Raw genomic sequence first — 19,602 nt, forward strand, 5'->3', positions numbered from 1 at the left:
AGGCTGCAGATCGATTCATATCGTATCGTTGCGCCTCATGTTGAACCGTGAGGCCGTGTTCTTCGCGCGGTTCTACTTTCCGGTCAATGCGGTCAATGCTGCTTTGGCGTCGTCCCCCGGCATGTGATTGATGCCAGCAACAATGCCCGCCAGCTCCCGCAGATCCGCCGGCTCGTTGTCATCTCCTGCGATCGCCAGGAGCTTCGCCTTGTCCGAGTCGCTGACCTTATGACTGATCCCGGCAATCGCGCTGGCCACGGCCTTCACCGACGCACTGCCGGTGCCGGCTTTTATAGTCGCCAGCGCTTCTTTGTCAGCATCACTCGGGAAGTGAGCCAGGGACAGAACAATAGCCGCCATGGTGGCCACGTCGTCATCAGCGTGGGCACGTGGAGCGTGAACCGCAGCGATCAGGCAGAGGATAGTAAGTACAGAAGCGACAACAGTGGTGCAGGGTTGACGCCTGCCTCTGTGAAGTTCCAGAGTGAGGGCCTGTGAGCAATACTTCCCGACAACCCGAATTCACTGACAGGAGTTACAGATGCAGGTGATCGACTTTGAATGCGACACCCCTACCGTCGAAGCGGTACGGGACACGATCCGGCTGATCCAGGAGGGGCGAGGATTCGATAAAGAGGGCTACGCTCAGAACATGGCGCCGGGCTGGGCGGCGCAGATCGGCATGTCGCTCGAGGAGTTCAATGAAGCCAAGAAGACCAAGGGTCTCACCTGGCTGGCTCTGAAGCTCTGTGAGGTGGATATGGAAAAAGCCATGTCCAACGAAGACGTGATCCACATGCTGGATGCGGCCAATGTGTCGGTCGCCTGTATAGGCAATGCCGGACGTAGAGCTTCCAATGAGGATGTCGCCGCGTTTGCAGGACAATACCCGGACCGGCTGATTCCCTGGTTCAGGATCTGGGGCGATGAGGGGGACAATGGTGTCCAGGCGCTCGAGGCGGGTGTGAAAGACCTCGGTTGCCGAGGCTTTGAAGTGTCCTCATACAGGGAAGAGCGCTATATCAACGATCCCGCCTTTTATCCTTACTACGCAAAGTGCGTGGAACTGGATATTCCGGTCAGGATCACGACAGGCATCCATCTGCTGTCAGATCGGGCACACGACTACGCGCACCCGAAGCATCTGGATCAGGTCGCCCGGGATTTCCCCGAGTTGACCATCGTTGCCGGACTTTCCGGCTGGCCCTGGGTGACAGAACTGGTCGCCATCGCCACAAGGCACAGCAACCTCTACATAGATATCGCCTGCCGACGGGTCAGGCAGCTGATCGCGCCGGGCGCCGGCTATGAATCACTGATTTACTACGGCAATCGAATCCTCCAGGACAAGATTCTCTTCGCATCGGGTTGGGGAACGATGATGGTGCCGCTTGCGCAGCTGATTGCCGAGTGTGATCAACTGCCGCTCAAGGATTCTGTGCGACGGAAATGGATGCATGATAACGCCGCGAGAGTGCTGCGCCTTTAGTCTGGACTGCTGGATCAGTCGCCCTACAGATAGGCATCCAGGTCCAGGTCGAGGGACTCCAGCAGATAAGCGTCATAGCCTCCTTCACGCAGAAATACTGTGTAGATCTGGTGGCCGAGGTTGACGGCGCGGTCGGTGAGCGTCTGGCCGTCGATCCCCTCGTCCGCCTTCAGTGCGATGCTCACATCACCACGGCGGTTGGTGACTCTCACCGCTTTCCGGGACTCGCCGAGGCGGCGGTGGCGAGGTGTCTTACTGCCCGTCAGATTGGCGACGAATGTCCGCAGGTTACCGTCCAGCGGACTCTGCCTCTGCACATCAGTGAGGATGTGCTTGAGGGTGATGGTCCGTTTTCTGCCATCCGCCACGAACTCCACTGTCCGGTCATGGTGCCAGCGGGCGCTCCAGGTTCCGCGCCATGGACCGGAGCCGGTGACCGGCACCGGAGCGAAAGCACGAAATGCACCGCGGCTGGCGTAGTGATTGAGCCGGGCACGCACACCGTCGGTGAATGCCCTGCCTGCTTCGGTCACTGCTGATGATTCCCTTTGTCAGTGTGTTATCGCGCCACGGCCGGGCTCCACCGGCCAGGCCGGACCGGGCGGATAGGCTCGGCCGTTACCGAATTCCTTGATGCCCTGGCAGTTCAGAACCGTCGACTTGCCTTCCCTGGCGGCATGATCATAGGCGCGGGTAAGTGCCATGGTGAACTCCTCCGGCGTGGTGATGTACTCACCTCGAACTCCGAGGCCCTCGGCCATACGATCGTAACGCAGGCCTTTCTGGAACAGGTACATGTGCGTCGCCTGCGGTGTGCGTTCCGTTACGCCGTAAGTCCCCCAGCAGTCATTGTTGTAGATGATGACGATCATGGGCACGCCATACTTATTGGCGGTGTCCAGCTCGAAGAAACTGTATGGCACGCCGCCGTCTCCGGTCACGCACACCACCGGCGCGCCTTTGTAGGCCGCCTGTGGGCCGACACCGCGCTGCACCGCGATTCCCGCACCCAGTGTCATCGCGATCTCCGTGCCGATGGCACCATACTGATATAGCGGTATCACGACCTGACCCGGACGATTGGCCTCGACCCAGCGCGAGGCGAAACGGCCGATGGTAAAACCACCGGCGGACAGCACCGTCTGCCGGGGATCGATTTCGCCGTGGTAGAGAAAATCCGCAAGCTCGTGGCAGAGCACGGTCGGGTGCAGGGTGCCCGTCCTGGCGCTGTGCTCCCTGCCAAGCCTGACGTGCGTCTCATTGAGCTCCTGGAACGCCTTTTTGGCAGAGCTGATTTCGTTGACCCACTCGGGACGTTTCTTCCTCGGCAGCGCAGATGCCAGAGCCTCCAGAAAGTAAGCCTCGTCGCTGACGATGCCGAGATCCATAGCCCAGTTGCGCCCGATGTCGTCCTGTTCCGGATGCACGCGAATGGTCGCGACACCCGGCGGCAGTGCCCAGTCCATCTGGCTTGGCATGCAGTACTGGCCCACAAATATCACCAGATCCACGCTCGCCAGGGCCTGATTCGCCGTGCCCATGGACAACCGGTGGTCGTCCGGCACGTGGCCCTGGGTGGGACCGGAGGCTACATAGCCCATTTCGTGCGCGCTCATGAGCTCGGCCAGCGGCTCCCAACCCTGGCGCTGAAAGACACCCTGCCCGGCAATCAGAAGCGGTCGCTTGGCCCTGGTGATCATGTTTACCGCACGTTTCACGTCTGCCGGATTCGGGTAGGCGCGGGACTCGGTTCGATAGGTATCGCTGTCGTGAAAGTCCACCAGATCGGCGGCGTCCTTGTAGAACTCGCGACTTACTTCCGCAGGGAAATCGAGATGCACGGGTCCCGGCACGCCGGACTTCAGGTGGCGGAACGCGTGAGCGCCGTACTCGTGAATCCGGTTGGGTGTGATGATACGTTTACCGTATTTCTTCATGCCCTCCGTCGTCGGCTGCTGATAGACCGTCTGTATCATGGCCTCGCGATCTTCTCCGGCGATCTGCATGTTACTGGCCAGCACCAGCAGCGGCGTGCGCGCCGAATGAGCGGCCGCGATGCCGACGATCATGTTGGTGAAGCCGGGGCCTTCGGTGCCCGAGGTCGCCACCACCTCTCCAGTGGCTCTGGAGAAACCGTCTGCCGCACAGCACATGGCGCCTTCCGTGCGCCCGCCGTAGCTGGGAACACCTTCAGCCGCCAAGGCGTTGATGATCGTATAGTTCCCGGCGCAGCAGAACAAACCGGCCAGATTTTCTCTCTTGCAGAGCCTGGCAAAGATCTGCGCGCCGTTCATCCCTCCGGCTTCGAAAGAACCCGGTTCCGGCGCCGTCTTTTTCGAGGCCTCCAGGTCGGCCGGTATGGTGATGGAGGCAATGTCGAAGGCGCTCGCGGTGCCAGCACCCAGCGTCAGCGTGCTTGCCGCCGAGCTGACGGGATTTGTGGCCATCGCCGCTGCGGCGGCGACACCCAGGGTTCCACTGCTGATGAACTTGCGGCGATTGAGCTCGGACGGATTCTTGGTATTGTCATTCATTGGAGTCTCCCAGGAAGACGGCCCGTTCTTCGGGCGTCCAGGTACTGATGATGAAATGAATCAGGTGCCAGCGGTCATCCACTCTGGTCAGCGTGTACTGAAACGGTGGCATGTCGGTGCCGGCACCCTCGGAAATGCTCCTGAAAAGATCGGCGGGTGTGCTCCCATTGCGGTAGCGCGCTGGCGTGGTCAGGTCCGTCGCGTCGGATACGAAATCGATACGGGCCCGGGCATCCTGGCCGTGACAGGCCGGGCAGTGAATCTGGTACAGGCGCCTGCCCGCTTCGACAGACTCGGCGTTGTAGATCCTGTTCGTCTCTGCTGCCCCTGTCTGAAGTCCGAGGATGAGCAGGGACACAGCCATCATGATCCTGCCGGTCTTTCTCTTCACGTACCGTCGCTCCCGCTCAGTTTGCACATCAAAAGGATGCTCCCGGTTGCTGGTCATGCCTGGCGTAGCCGCTCTGGATCCAGACACGGCCGTTGCCGGCAAGGATGGCTTTTGATGGCGCCCTCCCAGCCTACCACGCCGTGGATGCCAGTAACCTGAATGTGGGTTTGTGGTACCACAACAGGTCACCGCCGGAACAGAGAACAATCAGGACGACCAGCGAAAGGATGTGGCTGGGAATCAGCACTCCCCGATGCATCACACCGGCTGAGAGTACCCACCGGGAATCCCGGACTCATTGATCTGAGTTAATTGCAGGCAGCCCGCAGTTCACCCGGCGGATGCTGCGCTGAACTCCCGTCATCAGATCTACCGAAGGCCACCTGCGCAGTAAGCTGTTGAGAGTGTCCGGCTACAGGACCCCGGGCTTCTTCAGGATAAAACCGCCTTCATTCTGCCAGGGAATAGGCGATGAGCTGCGAGGGCTCACCAGCACCGCCAGCGGCCAGCACCACATACTGTCTGCCTGCGTGAACGTATGTCATTGGCGTGCCCAGCGGTGCGAGGGTCATCCGCTCTTCCCACAGGACCTTACCGGTCGACTTATCGAATGCGCGCAGAAAACGCTCTGTTGCAGACAGAGTGAATCCAGGTATCTGGGTCTGAGCCTGATTGATGAAGAGCAGCGTGGCGGTGACCAGAGGTCCACCGCTGGAGAGAAACGAATGACTCGAAGCCCCGAGTGGTCCCAGGTTCAGGTGCCTGATCGCCGGATGATCTACAGGGCCGTTGCCGTGGGGTACCTGCCAGGCGATGGTGCCCTGGTTGAGGTCGATTGCGGTGACCGTGCCATAGGGAGGTTTTACCAGCGGCAGCCCTTCCGGCCCTACCGGCAAAGCGGGAAAATGGACGAGAAAATCAGCCTGACCTTCCTTTCCAGCCACGAGGCCTGCCGGTGAGGGCAGGTTGGCCGCCTGTACGTACAGATATCCGGTAGTCGGATCCACGGCAGAGCCGCCCCAGTTGGCGCCACCCGCCGCACCGGGAACCTGGATCACCGCCCGATCACCCTCGGCGCCCACGACCGTTGGTGGTGTGAAGATGGGCCCCAGGGTGAATTTTCTGGCGATCTCCAGAGCTGCAGCCTTCAGCTCCGGCGTGAAGTCGATGAGATCGTCCTCCGTGATGCCCTGCTGAATGAAAGGGGGCGGTTTACTGGGGAACGGCTGGGTTGGCGAGGTCTGCTCACCCGGGACTGTCGATTGCGGCACGGGCTTCTCGATGATCGGCCACACCGGCTCACCCGTGACCCTGTCGAATACATAGGTGAACCCCTGTTTGCTTACCTGAGCCACCGCGCGGATCGCCTTGCCGTCCACCTCGATGTCCGCCAGTGCAGGTGCGGCCGGAAAGTCATAGTCCCAGAGCCCATGGTGCACTGCCTGGAAGTGCCAGATCAGCTTGCCGGTTGCCGCATCCAGACACAGCAGGCTTTCTGCATAGCGGTTGTCGCCCGGCCGATGGCCGCCGTAGTAGTCATTGTGTGGCGTGCCGGTGGGTACGTAGACGTACCCCAGTTCCGGATCCGCGCTGAAGGTCGCCCAGGCATTGGCAGCCCCACTGTATTTCCAGGAGTCTTCCTTCCAGGTATCCCGGGCGGGGTCGTCTTCCTGCGGAACCGTATTGAAAGCCCATTTCAGGGCGCCGGTGCGAACATCGAATCCCCGGATCGGGCAGGTGGCGAAGTCGACGGTAGTGGGCCTGTCCATCACCGTGCAGCCCAGAATGACGGTATCGCGAACCACCATAGGTGGCGCGTTGTAGCCGATCTGTCGGCGGTCGTCCTCGCTTCGAATGATGCCGGCCTGCAGATCCACCCGGCCATTTTCGCCAAACCCGGCAACGGTTTCTCCGCTGTCGGCGCGCAGCGCGATCAGGTCACCGGTTCCCGTGGCGAACAGGATCCGTCTGTCGTCGCCCTTCGCGTCTTCCCAGTACGCCACACCCCGGTGTTGCCAGCCGCTGTTAGCCGGTCGGCCTTTCTCGTAGGCCTTCGGATCGTAGACCCACAGGGTCGTTCCGGATGCCGCATCCACGGCGGCAACCTGACTGAAGCTGGTACTCAGATAGAGTGCACCGCGGACCATGAGCGGCGTGGCTTTGAAGAATCCCGGTCGCAGGTTGATCCGGGGTCCCAGAGTGTCGTCCGGGCTGGTCCATGTCCAGGCAACCCGCAGATTGCTCACGTTTTCGGGATGTATCAGACCAGCCGGTGAGTATTTGCTGCCCCCTGCATCCTGCCCGTAATATCGCCAGTCCAGCTCGGTGGCAGCGGCGCTCATGGCGATTACAGGCAGACCCCAGATCAGCACATTCATCAGTCGAATCATTAATCGAATCAAGACCAATCCCCACAGCCAGTACACCCGGACCCTAGCACAGCCATTGGACCGGATCCCCGGTCGAGCTTTCCGGGTCGCCACCTGGCTGTGTCTGTCCACCACGCTCCTTCAGTCAACCGGCGCGATCGCCGGGACTGGATCAGACTCTGCAACGGTACGTTCCGGTGAAGGGGTGTTCAATCAGGCCTGCTTTTCCTGTCATGGTACAGGACTCAATGGCGCGCCGGTCGTAGGTGACGAATACGCTTGGCGGGAGCGCCTGAGTAAGGGTCCGTCTGTTTTGCTCGAAAATACGCTGCAGGGAATAAACAACATGCCTCCGCGCGGTGCCTGTGCTGATTGCTCAGACGAGGAGATCGCAGCAGCCGTGCAGTACCTCACAGGTGGCTGATCTAAGGTCTGAGGTTGGCACAGCCTGATATCAGTAAGAAACCCCAGATTCGTTTAGCACGTTCTGATCTGGCATCTTCCATCGCGTTGCGCACCGTCAGGCTGCGAGATCGACTCGCTTGTCTCACCCAGCGCCTTTCGCGGGATTGCCAGCCCTGCCCGCCAGGACGTACCCTTCGTCGCGGTTGAACAGCTCGATCGTACTTCCCGTACGCACCTGCAGGACCCTTCGATGGACGAAGCATCGCCCCGATTCACGCCGAGCTCCGGGCTGGAGAAGGCGCTGTGCACTATGCTCCTCTGCTTCGCTGTAGCCGCCCTGCTGACGGCGGGCAGGATCGGCGCCGAGCAGCGCAGTTGCGGTACCCACTGGACCGGATGGGTTACCGAAGCCGACCCGCAGATCAATCCGTGTCCGGCGGCGTGTGAGCGCGGCGAGCGTCTGCAGGCCCGAACCTTCGGCGCGGCGCCCAATGTCCAGTACGACGTGCAGTACCAGTGCTGGTTTCCGGTACCGACGCAGGCGGCGTTCGGGGACGCCGGGAGCGTGCCCCATGATCTGGATTCCGCAGTCTTTCCCTTCATCCGGGGCAGAGTCGACGATGCCAACGCTCGCGACGGCGCCTGGATCAACTGGAGCAGCAGGCTCGACCCGCTGCCACAAAATCTTCGCGGCAAAGAGGCATGGGTGCCGCTGTTCGAGCAGATCAGCGGCTTTCTCCGCCAGAGCCCCGCGTTGACGAGCCTGCGCGAGTACTATCCCTGGCTCGCGTACGGCGTGGACAGTACCGTCGTTCCTCTGCCGACGGCCAATGTATCCATGATGCTGTGGAGCGCTGACTGGGTCGAGCCGGATCCCGGCCACCCCGATGGGTTTCGGCTTAAGCCGGGGGCGTGGGGCGCCACGCCGGGTGGATTCGATCTGTACGTCAACCTGTTTCCGCTGCGCGTCCATGGAGCGAGCGATGAGCTGACGCCGGCGGACTGGTACACGGACGAGCAGGGGCCGTTCTTCAGGCTGCGCCAGCCCGAGCGCACGATCGACGGCTTTCCCGTCCACGGTGGCTGGCTGCTGGTCACCGCCAAGGCCAAGCCGCCTTTGTTCCTGCCGGTCTCTCAGGAGCGCGCACTGCAAGCTTTCATGGCCGAGGCACAGCGGCAGATGAGTCAGGTGGGGTCCGGACAGGAAGGCTTTTCCGAAGGACTGGCGCTGTACAACAGCACGGAGATGAAGGCACTCCGCCGACAGATGATCGACCAGGCCGGCGCCGGCGAGGCCGATCCAGTCAAAGCCGCGGCGGCGCGCGCCAAGGCCGAGCGTGATGATGCCGAGCAGGAGCGTCAGCTACGCGAGGGTGCCGACGCCACCCTGTCGATGAACCCCGCTTTCGCGTCCGCCAGGCAGGCGCACGACCAGTGGGCCCACAGGCTTGAGAAATTGAGCGCGGCTGAGCGCCATGCGGCGGCCTACACGCGCCTGGATGTCGACGCCTACCTGCAGGAAGACCTGACGACGGAAGGCGAGCCCGGCGCCATCGCGCTGATGCAGTACAACCCCGCGTACGTCGATCGAAACCTGTCACCGCACGTTCCGCAGATTCTGGTCTTGCCCATTGGCAGTGTCAGGGATGCGGGACGATCGGCCGAATCCCTGGCGCGAATGCCAGTCCGGGAGCGCGTGCCGATTGCCATCGTCGAGCGTACGCCCTGGTCGCAGATTCAGCCGCTGCTGCGGTGACCGCCGCACTCAACACGTTGCCCTGCCAGAGTACCGCGCGCCTTGCTGACCTTTTGCGGCAGCCCCTGACTTGCGCCCCACGGCCACACCGACAACCGGGTCTATTGCATTCCCTGCAGGCACTCGCTGTGTAGAATATTCTGCAGGCAAAGCATCAGACATCTGAGATCCTGCAACTGGAGAACTGATTGAACACAGCACCCGGCAACTGGCTCATTCTCGTCGGTATCCTGGTTGTGATCATCGGGCTGCTCGTGAAACTGGGCATCTTCGGGTGGATTGGCAACCTGCCAGGCGATATTCAGTTCAAGCGGGGTGGTTTTCGGGTCTACTTTCCGATCACGTCCATGATTCTCGTATCCGTGGTGCTTTCAGCGCTCTTTAGCCTGATCAGGCGGTTCTTCTAGTGACCTGGCACCGCGTCAGGATGCTCTGCATGCGTACAATTGCAGAGTCGACACCCTGACATCCACCGCAATGAGCCGCGCAGGTCCGCTAGCGCAGCCCACTGCATCGACCTCCCGCCCTGGTAATCACTCTATGTCCAGAACCACCCATGCAGAACTCGCCGTACACCTCCTGCGCGATGCGGCGGGTTTTTTCCGCAATGTAGCCGAACAGAATCCGCATATGTCGGAACAGTTGAACGACAATGCCGCGGTCTATGAACAGGTCGCGGATCTGCTGACGCAGGACCCGCTCGCGACGATTGATTGGATGGACGACGATGAATAGCTGCTGATCCAGTTTCTGACCGGCGAGCGGGCTGGTTGCATGCATCGCCTTTTGAGGCATAGTGGCGCAATGACCCGTGATGAACTCGTCGATCAGCTCGCCAGTTGCCTCGACAGTGGTGATTCTCCGTGGCCGTTCCTGCCGCTTTGTGCCGGCAACTGGCTTACTCTGACTCGCGCGGAATCTCTGCGCGTGCTCGCCCGGCTCGCTGCGGAACAGGCGGCGCGCGGGGAGGATCCGATCCCGTTTCACCATTGCGTCCGGCGCCTGAGAGGGATGCCCCTGCCCTTTTATGAGGAATGCCTGTTGCTGGAAGGATGGGTGGACCTCACCGGACGACCCTCCGCGCAGGGTGCGTCATTCGGCTTCGTGCTCAGCAGCACAGGGTGTGTTGTCCTCAACTGGCGGGCCGAAGAAATCACGGCGCTCAATCGGAGACTGTCGCTGCGCTTCGCGGGCAATGAGGACCGTGCCAGCTATCTTCGTTTTTTCTCGGGAGTTGCCGGAACAGCCGACGGCCGTTTCCGCATCGTCGAATCTGAGTCAGACGTCGGGTTTACCAGCGAGGCAGACGAGACACAGAGGGCCAGCGTCGCCGCGAGGCTCCATCCCATACAGATCGAGCAGGTCGACGACTCGCGTTGCACCGCAAGTGCTTCACTGATTCACGATCAGCAGCTGTTCGCGGTCGAGTTCAGCTTACTTGCAGACGGCAGCGTCGCCATGGTGGACGATGTCCCCCTTGATGAACGCCTGGCAGTTCAGGTCGAAAGGCTGATCGGCCCTTTCCGTATTTTTCAGTGATGACAGGGACAGACCGGGAGGGATCCTGCTCATGAGTCGAAGAGTGAAAAAGTTGTCCGAGCAGAGCGCAGCGCAGATCCCTCCCCGGCTCCCTGAGGTAATCGCTGAGCCCGGCCTGCTCGTTGGCTGGTCGCTGGAGCACGAGAACAAGCCACGGCCCATCGGCTTCAACTATGGTGATCCCGATCTGTCTCCGAGCAAAGGCTATCTGGACCCTATTCTGTTCCAGGGCGAAGGCCATCTGATCACCATCGCGCCAACGGGAGCAGGCAAGGGAATCGGCTGCATCATCCCGAGCCTGTTGCGATATGAGGGACCCGTCATCGTCATCGACCCCAAGGGCGAGAACTTCGCAGTCACAGCAAAACGGCGCCGGGATATGGGTCAGCAGGTGGTACTGCTGGATCCCATGGGTATCACAGGCTCGCAGACAGACACGCTGAATCCACTGGACATCATCGATCTCGACGCGCCTGCAAGCGTCGACGAGGTTGCCTCCCTGGCAGGGGCGCTGTGGCCCGATCAGGTTCTGCCCAATGACCAGTTCTGGCGCAGTCGCGGCAACCAGCTGCTGCTCGGCCTGATTCTGCATCTGCTGTATGACCACGAACCTGAAAACCGGAATTTCGCCGAGGCACGCAGACTCGTCGCTCGCGCACTTGCTGATCCTGGATCGGTACTGGAGGCGATGCAGAAGTCACGGCATCCGGAAGCCGTGCAGATTGCTTCCATGCTGCGTATTCCTGCAGAAGAAACGCTGGGCGGGATCATCTCTTTTGCTCAGGAAGGAGTTGCGTTCTTCCGCGGTCAACTGGTGCAACATGCGACCGCTGCCACCAGTTTCGATCTGGCGGCGATAACGCAGGGCGACCCTCTGTCAGTCTATATTGTGATGCCACCCCACATGCTCGAAACCCACGGACGCCTGTTGCGGTTGTGGATCACGGTAATGATGATTGCAATCGGCCGTCGTCGTGGCCGTCCGCCACATTCAACGCTGTTCATACTCGATGAAGCCGCACAACTGGGCACTCTGCCGCAGCTGCGCCAGGCAATCACCCTGATGCGTGGCTACGGTATGCAGACCTGGAGCTTCTGGCAGGATGTGAGCCAGCTCAAGCGCCTGTACCCGGATGACTGGCAGACCATGATCAACAACTGCAGTGTCATCCAGGCGTTCGGACCGAAAAATCTGGTTGCAGCCAGGGAGATGTGTGACCTCACAGGTTTCTGGGATGCGCCCGAGGTGCTCGCGATGGACTTTCACGAGATGCTTCTCGCCAATGCAGGTGATGAAAGCGTTATCGCGCGCCGACCGAATTATCTGTCTGACCCGCTCTTCACAGGCCTCTACGAAGCGAATCCCTTCCATGGTGCTCTGCAGCCCGACCCGCCCAGTCCAAGACTGCCGATGCGTCTGTATGTGAGACCGCGCGCAGAACTCCTGAAGTCACTCACCGCCGGCGACGACACCCTGGTTCAGGATCTGCTGCAGAAGTGGGCGACGACCCGGCCCGATTCGTCAGATGGAGATTTATCCCTGGAGGAAACCCGCGACAGGATCAGGTGACGTGATCCACCGGCTCCGCGCGCAGATCCGACTGCAACACGGTTTCGCCACCCAGGCGCACGCTGCCTGTTCCAGTGATGGATATCTCACATCTGAACAGCGCGTTGTTGAAGAAGAACGTACATTCGCCAATGAAGTCTGCTGCTGCGGATGCTGAACTTCGTGAAATCAGCATCGGCCGAATCAGCGATGCCAGATCGACGCGCGCGGCTGGATCCATACTCCCGGCAAACCGCAGGTCGTCCACGGACTCCACCAGAAAGAATCTTCCGTGACGCCCGTGGCTGAACGCGAAGTAGAAGTGCAGGTAGTCGGCGATGGTGTTCTCCCTGAGCAGAACAGGTACAGTTTCGTTCAGCCTGGAAATCGTCTGACTGGCGAAATCGAGCCGATGGACCTCCGCCGTGTCGGAGACCACGTAGTCTTTACGCATTGCCGCCGAGATTCCAAGCCTGAGAAACTTGTAGAGCTGATAGCCGGGATAAAATGGCAGCTTCTTCCGCATGCACAGATTCATCGCCGGCACCGATCGGGTGGCTTGCAGGTCCATGAGTTCGCGAATCACCCGCGCTTCATCACCGGGTAAGCGTTGCCACGAACCACCGAGCTGCGTCCGCCCCGCCAGCGCCCTGCTTGCATCACAGGCACCATTGAATCTGGCCGACAGCCACCGCGGCACGCTGCGTAGCTCCGCAACCGCGAAAGGCTCTGCTGATCGTTCCGGTCTTTCTTCTGGTCCGCTCAAGGTCGGTGGTCTGCTTCTTCCGGCTACGGAGACCGTACGCCAACCACGGATCAACCGCCAGCCGCTGATTCGATCCCGGAGACATGCATGAGTACCGACTCCGATCTCCTGCCCGATTGGAAAAACCTGTTTGTAGGCAGAGAGGACGAACTGAGAGTCCTGACTACGGCGTGGCAGACGGCAAAATCGAGAACGCCGATGGCTGTCGCTGTCGTTGCAGACACGGGTTTCGGCAAGACACGTCTCGTTCACGAGTTTTATCGATGGCTTTCGGCGCATGAGGATCCGGATTCCGGCTACTGGCCACCGGCACTGGGTGTCACCGGTGCAAATCTCGAAGTCAATCCCCGCCCGGAGGAGTGCGGTGCAAACGCCGCCGCAATGCCATTTCTCTGGTGGGGGCTGCGCCTTGCCAGCAACGAGGAGCGCAATGCGATGCCAGTGAGCGCTCTGTCTGCTGGTGCCCAGAGTCTCGGTCCACATCTCGGTTCCCTGCAACGTGCACTGCGAGAAGAAGAACGCCGCCGAATCCTCCGCTCGGGAGGCATCGATTTCGGCGGAGACGTTGGCATGGAGGTAGCGGCTCATGGGGCACAGACGATCGCCGATGTCGCCTTGCCCGGGTTCGGGCTTGTTCGAACTCTCTACAAACAGATCCGAACGTACCGAGACGTGAAGGTGGAACAGCAGCAGGAAAAACTGAAAAACGTCTCTCCGCTGTTTGAAGGTCAGAGACAGCAGGCGGACCTTATCGAAACCCTGATCGAAGACCTTCGTCATGTTGTGCTTGCTCCCCCACAAGACCTGCAGCCCGTGCCCGCTGTCGTATTCATTGATGACGCCCACCATGCCAGCCGTGACCCCTCCATCCTGGCGTTTCTCGACACACTGCTGCGTATTGCCCTGAAAGAGTCCTGGCCGCTGCTGCTGGTAACCAACAGCTGGGAGCACAGCTGGCGCGCCGATCCTCCGGGTGACCTGCGCCGCACTCTGGAGATGCACTTCGGTCCTACCCTGCGTTGGGTTCAGCTCTCCAGATCCGCCGATCTCGGACCCATTGTAGATACGGCTCTGCCTGGCCTTACCAGCGCGCAACGTGCAGCCATGCTTCAGAAGGCCGAGGGCAATCCCGAATACCTCGATGCGATGATCCACCTGCTGCGGCAGTCCCCGCGCTGGTTTGTCGATCGGCGCACGGACCGTGCGCTCAATTCAGACGGGGAATCGCGGCTGGCGGATGTGTCTTTCGCCGATGTGTCGAGGCAGCGGCTGCAGGCGGCCGCACCTCTCGTTCGCCGGTGCCTTTCTGTGGCGGCGGGTGTGGGTCAGCGATTCACCACTGCTCTGGTCGCCAGAGCCGGCGCGCTGCTGGAGCTTGAGAACTTTCCCGACGGGCTGGCCGCCGCCGAAATGAACCCGGGCTTTATCGCGCTGACCCGGGAGACAGGTGAGTTCCGACAGAAAGCCTATCTCGAGGCGGCGCTCGAAGACTCCGGGAATTTCTTCGACAACGAGCAGATCACTCTGGCGCTGGCTCAGGCCGCCAGAGAACTCGATCTACCCCATACGCCGGACGCGGACCGTGAAGAACTGCTGACAGAACAATTCAATCTGCTCTGCAATTCGCCCCTGTCATCAGACCGCAAGCAGGCATACGACGCCCTCGGAACGCTGGTCAAGCTGCGTATGGACCTGCTGGATTTCCGCGGCTCGATCGGACTCGCACGGATCTGGCTCGAGGCGCTGCAAGAAGCACGATTCCAGCTCAATCCAGCCGACTGCGAGACGGTGGATACAGTTGCCGAATGCCTGCAACACTGGGGACAGGATGCCGATGCCGTGGCGCTGCGGCTGCAGATGCTCGAGCAGATCCGTGCTCTGCATTCCGCTGAACCTACCGCAGCGCACCTTTCTGACCTCAGAGTTGAGCTGACCAACGTCGCCAGCGCCATGGAAGCCACACAGGGTCCGGCGGCGGCGCAGACCTACTGGGGCGAAGCACTGACCGCTGCAATGTCGCTCTATGATCTCGACGCATCACCAGGCAACCGGACGGACCTCGCATATTCGCTGATGGACATGGCGAGAAATCAACTGGAAGCAGGGGATCCGCTGGCAGCGAAGCCTTTCCTTGAGACCTCGATCAGTATTCAGCGAGCACTCTTCGATGAACTGCCCGGCCCCGGTCGACAACTGGCGCTCGCCAACAGCCTCAGGCGTCTCGGGGAGGTACTGCTGCGCAGCGATGACCAGGATGAGGCTGCGCAACAGTTCGAAGAAGCCCTCGCGCTGATAAGCGCCCTCGAAGAAGGTGTCGAAGGGAAGCAGGAAACCTGCATCGCCTTCCTGCTGGACGTCGGACGTCAGTACGCCGGGCTCGACCAGTTCGAAACGGCGCGAAGCCTCTTCGAGGAAGCAAAACGTCGGCTGGATCTCCTGGATGCCGATCATGCATCACCCGATCTGGTGATGTTCAAAACCTGCTTCGGCATGCTCTACGGCCTTCATGTCATTGAACCGCAATCAGGTGAGGAAGCAGCCGCCCCGTTCTATGCCGAAAGCCTCGCTCAGGCCCGGCTCATGGCCAATCGTATAAACACGTACGACACTCAGCGACTGCTGGCTGTGCTGCTGATGGCGTACGCAGTGTCGCTGAGGAACTCAGAGCGTACGGGTCAGGCCCGTGATCTGGCCAGGGAGGCTGTGGCGGTACTGCGTGAACTGGATGCACTGGCATCCACAGCCCGCTCCAGACTGCTGCTGGCTCATTCACTCAGCCTGCTGGCAACTCTGACCTATCAGCAGGAGGGCCCAGGCCCGGCTGCTGCCAACTTTCGGGAATGTGTCGAGCTGCTGCGCCCACTTCTTGAGGCCGGGCAGGTACCTCCCAGCGAATTGAGGCGGGCGCTGACTGCCTGCGCAGATAACCAGCGGGAGCTGAAAAATCGCGCTGCCGCAGAGCAGGTTTACGAGGAAGCGCTGGTCGTTGCCCAATCCATGCGCAAGCTGGAACCATCGCCAGAGAATCTGTGGGAAGAGATGATGCTGACTGACAGGTTGCGACAGCTGTTCCTCCGACGCATGAAGCTGCGAAGCTGGTGGCGCTGCACGCGCGATGTTTTGAGGCTCCGCCACCGCCTGGTGAGTGAACTCGTAAATCAGGGAATGTCGTTGCGCGAGATCCGCAGCGCCATGCAGACAGGACAACATCTCCCATCCGGTGTGGACAGCAACTCAGCCTGAACGGGCCGGCCAGTAGTGGCTGTCGGGAAGGGGCCGCGGACCGAACAGAGCCTGACCGATGCGAACTACCGTCGCGCCTTCGCCGATCGCAATCTCAAAATCACTGGACATGCCCATGGAGAGTTCCTGCAGCTGTTCTGCCAGCCTTGACTCCTGGCACAGCCGCTCGCGTAGCCTGCGCATCAGGGCGAAACAACCGCGTACGCGCTCCGGGTCCGGGGAGAACACGGCAAGAGTCATCAATCCACGCACCCGGAGAAACGAATAGGGTGCAAGCCGGTGCAGAAATACCCCAACCTCGTCCGGGTCGAGACCGTACTTACTCGTCTCGCCGGAACTGTTCACCTGCACGTACACGTCCAGCTTCCTGCCTTGCGTCTGCAGCCGCCGATTGAGCTGTTCAGCCAGATCCAGACTGTCGAGGGCCTGGAACTCATGAGCGAAGCGTGCCACGTACTTTGCCTTGTTGCTCTGCAGGTGACCGATCACACTCCAGCGGATCTCCAGCTCGGAAAGTGCATGCGCCTTCCTGAGGGCCTCCTGCACTTTGTTCTCACCGAACTCGCGGCAACCCGCCTCCACGGCGAACCGGATCCGCGCTTCTTCTACAGTCTTGCTCACCGGCAGGATGCGGACTTCCATCGGGTCCCGGCCTGCGGCGCTGCACGCTGCATCGACCCGCGCACGAACAACCGCGAAGCGCTGGCGGAAGTCTTCGGCGGACTGAACCGGCGCGTCGGGGATGGGAAGATTGTGCGGCCCGCCGGCGTTCACGAGACAACTACGGGCAGCCTGGAGAATCCTCCGGCTGGAAACTGTGCCCGCTCGCACGCCTGGTGCGGCACCAGTGCGATGCGCCGGGTTTTACGCAACAGCGTGTCCATAAGCAGACGCAACTCCATCCGCGCCAAAGGTGCTCCCGGACAAACGTGCAGGCCAGCACCATAGAGCAGGTTCTGCTCGCGTTTACGCCGCGGCTGGAAATCGTCCGGATTGCCGAATACTTCCGGGTCCCGGTTGGCCGCCGCCCAGTTCAGAGATACCCGCTCTCCTGCTTTAATCCTGCGACCGCCTATTTCCACGTCCCGTGTCGTTTGCCGACGGTTGGAGACGAGCGGCGCGTGAATGCGCAGGATTTCGTCAATGGCCTCTGGCAAGTCACCAGGCTGCTGGCGCAAGGCCTGCTGCAACAAGGGCTGTTCGGCCAGGTAATGAACGAGGATACCTACACTCGCGGCGATGGTGCCCAGTTCGCCGACGGTCCAGTTGCGCACGATGCTGAAGATCTCCTCATCGCTTAGCACCCGGCCATCTATCTTCTCCCGTTGCAGCCGCCCGGTCACGTCCGGTGGGCCCTGTGCTGCACACCTCCGACGCATGTCGAGTTGCTCGCGGATGTAGGCGTCGAACTCGTCCGCGAGCTGTCTCATGACCTCGCGATCGCCGGCGAGGGTCGCCTGGTGATTTCGGCGCACCCACAGGTTCAGCGGCTCCTGCAAATGATCGGGCCAACCCATAAAGGCGCACTGTATACGTAGCGCAAAAGGTCGGGAGAAACCGCTCATCAGTTCCAATTCGCCTTGTGCGAGGAGCGAGTCGACCATGGAGTCGGCGATGTCGCGGCATACTGGCTCGAACTCACTCATCTGCCGCACGGTGAAGTATGCATCGATGATTCGCCGGTACCGCGTGTGCTCTGGCGGGTCCATGGAGTTGGGTACCGAGCGGTGACTGGACACGACATTGCTGAAGGTTTCATGATCTGCGACTGCACGCATCACATCCGCGTGGCGGAACAGCGACCACCCGAGGTACTTGCTGTATGCGACCGGACATTCCTGTCGCATCCTGTCGTAGGCGGCGATCGCATCGTCGAGAACCGCGGGTGCCCTCGGATCCCAGTCCTCCTTGGGTCCGTCATCCATCAGGAACGTACTCCCTTGCTGTTAAACACCGTATCAAGGCCGCCCGATACTTAAGTCAGATCGGAATTTTAGCAGGGATGTTCAGCCGACTCAGGGTCGTTTCTGATGCGAAATCCGCTACCAGCATTCGCTTCATGATATATATGCTGGCGGTCCATCTGCCGCAGACAGCCTGGCGATTGTCTCGGCCCGGAATACTGCCGCACAGCTAAGGGGGACGAATTGGCTCAGGGTGATGTCAGCCGCAGCAGCATCTGGATCTATGGCTCTCTCGGTTTTCCGCTGGCCCTGCTGGGCTACCCGCTGGGTATCTGGCTGCCGCGTGCTTATGACACCTATATAGGCATCGACACGGCCTACGTGGGCGCTGTGATCAGTATTGCCGCGATATTCGATGCCATCACCGACCCGCTCATGGGCTACGCTTCCGATTCGTTTCGCACCCGCTGGGGCAGACGCAAAGCCTGGGTGCTGGTCGGCGCGCCCTTCCTGGCGCTGGCGCTCTACTTCCTGCTCAACCCCGACAAGGGCAGCACGGTGCTCTATCTGGGTGCCTGGTTCATATTCCTGCGCCTCGGAACCACCATGCTGGGCGTGCCTTACACTGCCTGGGGCATGGAGCTGTCCGGCGAGTACAACACCCGAACCCGCATCCAGTCGGCCAGGGAGATCTTCGTGCTGCTGGGATTGATCGGCGCGGCGGCCGTGCCGGCGCTGGTGGAGATGATCTACGGTGACGATGCAACGGCCGTTCTGGTACTCAATGCCTACACCTGGCTCGCGGTACCGCTGCTGCTGCTGATCACAGTGCTGGTGGTCCTGCGCGTGCCGGAAGTGCCGCCAAGGGCAAGAGAGGGGCAGGTGGGATTCCTGCAGTCGCTGACCCTCATGTACCGCAACAAGATTTTTCTGCGCGTGCTGACCATCGAGTTTCTGGTGGGCGGCGGGGAGGCGTTCCGCAACGCGCTGTCGCTGTATTTCATGCAGGACTACATCGGCGCGCCACGGGCGGGCATGCTCTACCTGGTCTACTTCTCCATGGGCCTTGCTGCCATTCCGATCTGGAACTGGCTGGCCAGACGTTACGGCAAACATCGCTCGCTCTCCGGCGCCATCATTCTCGTCAGCGCGGTGAGCCTGGCCATTTTCACACTCGACTACGGACAGGTCTGGCCGTTCTATGTGCTCTTTGCCATTAAAGGCTTCTGCTTCGGTTCCTTTGCCTATCTTCCGCGCTCCATGCTTGCCGATGTCATCGATGTGGATACGCTCAAGTCCGGCGACGCCCGCACCGGCGGGTATTATTCGATCTACGGCTTCATGACCAAGGTGGCGCACTCCATTGGCGGCACATCGCTGATCGCCCTGGCCGTTATCGGCTACAACACTTCGGTGGGTGCCAGCAACGGAGCGAAGGAGCTTCTCTGGCTCGGTGTTCTTTATGCCATCGTGCCCACAGTGCTGTTCAGCCTGGCCCTCTACCTGTGCTGGACCTGGCCTCTGACCTCGGACAAGCACGCTCAGTTGCGGCGCCTGCTGGAAACGCGGGAGGCACGGCGCGCTCAGGCCAGGGCAGCCTGATCAACTATGTACCTGGCGTCTGAGTTCATGCGGAACAGTCAGGCAGTTGTTCTGG

16 protein-coding genes are annotated in these 19,602 nt (G+C 60.9%); 8 read left to right on the forward strand and 8 right to left on the reverse strand.

Translation table 11 applies throughout. The features are described from left to right. Nucleotides 1-72: 72 nt before the first annotated feature. Nucleotides 73-369 (reverse strand): hypothetical protein, encoded by a 297-nt coding sequence (locus tag R3E82_11350; GenBank protein MEZ5551478.1) that lies wholly within the window; start codon nt 367-369, stop codon nt 73-75. 172 nt (nt 370-541) lie between these two features. On the opposite strand from R3E82_11350, the gene R3E82_11355 reads away from it, so the two are divergent. Further along, entirely contained in the window at nt 542-1,489 is a 948-nt protein-coding gene (locus tag R3E82_11355; protein ID MEZ5551479.1) for an amidohydrolase family protein, read from the forward strand. A 23-nt stretch (nt 1,490-1,512) separates the two neighbouring features. On the opposite strand, the gene R3E82_11360 is transcribed toward R3E82_11355, so the two are convergent. From R3E82_11360 to R3E82_11375, 4 genes are all read right to left on the reverse strand, one after another. After that, nucleotides 1,513-2,022, reverse strand: coding sequence for a hypothetical protein (locus R3E82_11360; protein ID MEZ5551480.1), 510 nt, complete (start codon nt 2,020-2,022; stop codon nt 1,513-1,515). A gap of 18 nt (nt 2,023-2,040) precedes the next feature. Continuing rightward, nucleotides 2,041-4,023, reverse strand: coding sequence for a thiamine pyrophosphate-binding protein (locus tag R3E82_11365; protein MEZ5551481.1), 1,983 nt, complete (start codon nt 4,021-4,023; stop codon nt 2,041-2,043). Further along, nucleotides 4,016-4,414 carry a cytochrome c gene (locus R3E82_11370; GenBank protein ID MEZ5551482.1) on the reverse strand — a complete coding sequence of 133 codons (399 nt, stop codon included), beginning with the start codon at nt 4,412-4,414 and terminating at the stop codon, nt 4,016-4,018. The genes R3E82_11365 and R3E82_11370 overlap by 8 nt, the downstream gene beginning before the upstream one ends. A 449-nt stretch (nt 4,415-4,863) precedes the next feature. Beyond that, nucleotides 4,864-6,792 carry a pyrroloquinoline quinone-dependent dehydrogenase gene (locus tag R3E82_11375; GenBank protein MEZ5551483.1) on the reverse strand — a complete coding sequence of 643 codons (1,929 nt, stop codon included), beginning with the start codon at nt 6,790-6,792 and terminating at the stop codon, nt 4,864-4,866. 646 nt (nt 6,793-7,438) lie between these two features. On the opposite strand from R3E82_11375, the gene R3E82_11380 reads away from it, so the two are divergent. The 5 genes from R3E82_11380 to R3E82_11400 all read left to right on the forward strand — a co-directional run bounded on the left by R3E82_11380 (nt 7,439) and on the right by R3E82_11400 (nt 12,053). After that, a complete protein-coding gene (locus tag R3E82_11380) occupies nt 7,439-8,944 on the forward strand; it encodes a hypothetical protein (protein ID MEZ5551484.1) in 1,506 nt (501 codons plus the stop codon). Between the two features lie 188 nt (nt 8,945-9,132). After that, nucleotides 9,133-9,351 (forward strand): DUF2905 domain-containing protein, encoded by a 219-nt coding sequence (locus R3E82_11385; GenBank protein MEZ5551485.1) that lies wholly within the window; start codon nt 9,133-9,135, stop codon nt 9,349-9,351. 133 nt (nt 9,352-9,484) lie between these two features. After that, nucleotides 9,485-9,679 carry a hypothetical protein gene (locus tag R3E82_11390; protein ID MEZ5551486.1) on the forward strand — a complete coding sequence of 65 codons (195 nt, stop codon included), beginning with the start codon at nt 9,485-9,487 and terminating at the stop codon, nt 9,677-9,679. Nucleotides 9,680-9,748: 69 nt separating this feature from the next. Then, a complete protein-coding gene (locus R3E82_11395; GenBank protein MEZ5551487.1) occupies nt 9,749-10,483 on the forward strand; it encodes a hypothetical protein in 735 nt (244 codons plus the stop codon). A gap of 43 nt (nt 10,484-10,526) precedes the next feature. Next, the gene (locus R3E82_11400; protein MEZ5551488.1) at nt 10,527-12,053 is read left to right on the forward strand and encodes a type IV secretory system conjugative DNA transfer family protein; all 1,527 of its coding nucleotides are present in this window, start codon (nt 10,527-10,529) and stop codon (nt 12,051-12,053) included. Here R3E82_11400 and R3E82_11405 read toward each other — a convergent pair. Beyond that, the gene (locus R3E82_11405; protein MEZ5551489.1) at nt 12,046-12,732 is read right to left on the reverse strand and encodes a hypothetical protein; all 687 of its coding nucleotides are present in this window, start codon (nt 12,730-12,732) and stop codon (nt 12,046-12,048) included. The two genes, R3E82_11400 and R3E82_11405, sit on opposite strands and share 8 nt — an antisense overlap. A 153-nt stretch (nt 12,733-12,885) precedes the next feature. On the opposite strand from R3E82_11405, the gene R3E82_11410 reads away from it, so the two are divergent. Then, on the forward strand, nt 12,886-16,041 hold the full coding sequence (locus R3E82_11410; protein MEZ5551490.1) for a tetratricopeptide repeat protein: 3,156 nt from the start codon (nt 12,886-12,888) through the stop codon (nt 16,039-16,041). Here R3E82_11410 and R3E82_11415 read toward each other — a convergent pair. Together R3E82_11415 and R3E82_11420 are read right to left on the reverse strand one after the other, a co-directional pair. Continuing rightward, a complete protein-coding gene (locus R3E82_11415) occupies nt 16,033-16,815 on the reverse strand; it encodes a YggS family pyridoxal phosphate-dependent enzyme (protein ID MEZ5551491.1) in 783 nt (260 codons plus the stop codon). The genes R3E82_11410 and R3E82_11415 overlap by 9 nt on opposite strands. Beyond that, nucleotides 16,812-17,966 carry a cytochrome P450 gene (locus tag R3E82_11420; GenBank protein MEZ5551492.1) on the reverse strand — a complete coding sequence of 385 codons (1,155 nt, stop codon included), beginning with the start codon at nt 17,964-17,966 and terminating at the stop codon, nt 16,812-16,814. Before R3E82_11420 ends, R3E82_11415 begins: the two co-directional genes overlap by 4 nt. Before the next feature lie 222 nt (nt 17,967-18,188). Here R3E82_11420 and R3E82_11425 point away from each other — a divergent pair, with 222 nt between their 5' ends. Continuing rightward, entirely contained in the window at nt 18,189-19,547 is a 1,359-nt protein-coding gene (locus R3E82_11425; protein ID MEZ5551493.1) for an MFS transporter, read from the forward strand. Nucleotides 19,548-19,602 lie beyond the last annotated feature (55 nt).

Source organism: Pseudomonadales bacterium, assembly GCA_041395945.1.
Lineage (GTDB): Bacteria > Pseudomonadota > Gammaproteobacteria > Pseudomonadales > Azotimanducaceae > SZUA-309.

Bases quoted from the DNA above. Each gene is read 5' to 3' on its own strand.
- R3E82_11355 (MEZ5551479.1), top strand. From the start codon at position 542: ATGCAGGTGATCGACTTTGAATGCGACACCCCTACCGTCGAAGCGGTA.
- R3E82_11365 (MEZ5551481.1), bottom strand. From the start codon at position 4,023: ATGAATGACAATACCAAGAATCCGTCCGAGCTCAATCGCCGCAAGTTC.
- R3E82_11375 (MEZ5551483.1), bottom strand. From the start codon at position 6,792: ATGAATGTGCTGATCTGGGGTCTGCCTGTAATCGCCATGAGCGCCGCT.
- R3E82_11380 (MEZ5551484.1), top strand. From the start codon at position 7,439: ATGGACGAAGCATCGCCCCGATTCACGCCGAGCTCCGGGCTGGAGAAG.
- R3E82_11390 (MEZ5551486.1), top strand. From the start codon at position 9,485: ATGTCCAGAACCACCCATGCAGAACTCGCCGTACACCTCCTGCGCGAT.
- R3E82_11395 (MEZ5551487.1), top strand. From the start codon at position 9,749: ATGACCCGTGATGAACTCGTCGATCAGCTCGCCAGTTGCCTCGACAGT.
- R3E82_11410 (MEZ5551490.1), top strand. From the start codon at position 12,886: ATGAGTACCGACTCCGATCTCCTGCCCGATTGGAAAAACCTGTTTGTA.
- R3E82_11420 (MEZ5551492.1), bottom strand. From the start codon at position 17,966: ATGGATGACGGACCCAAGGAGGACTGGGATCCGAGGGCACCCGCGGTT.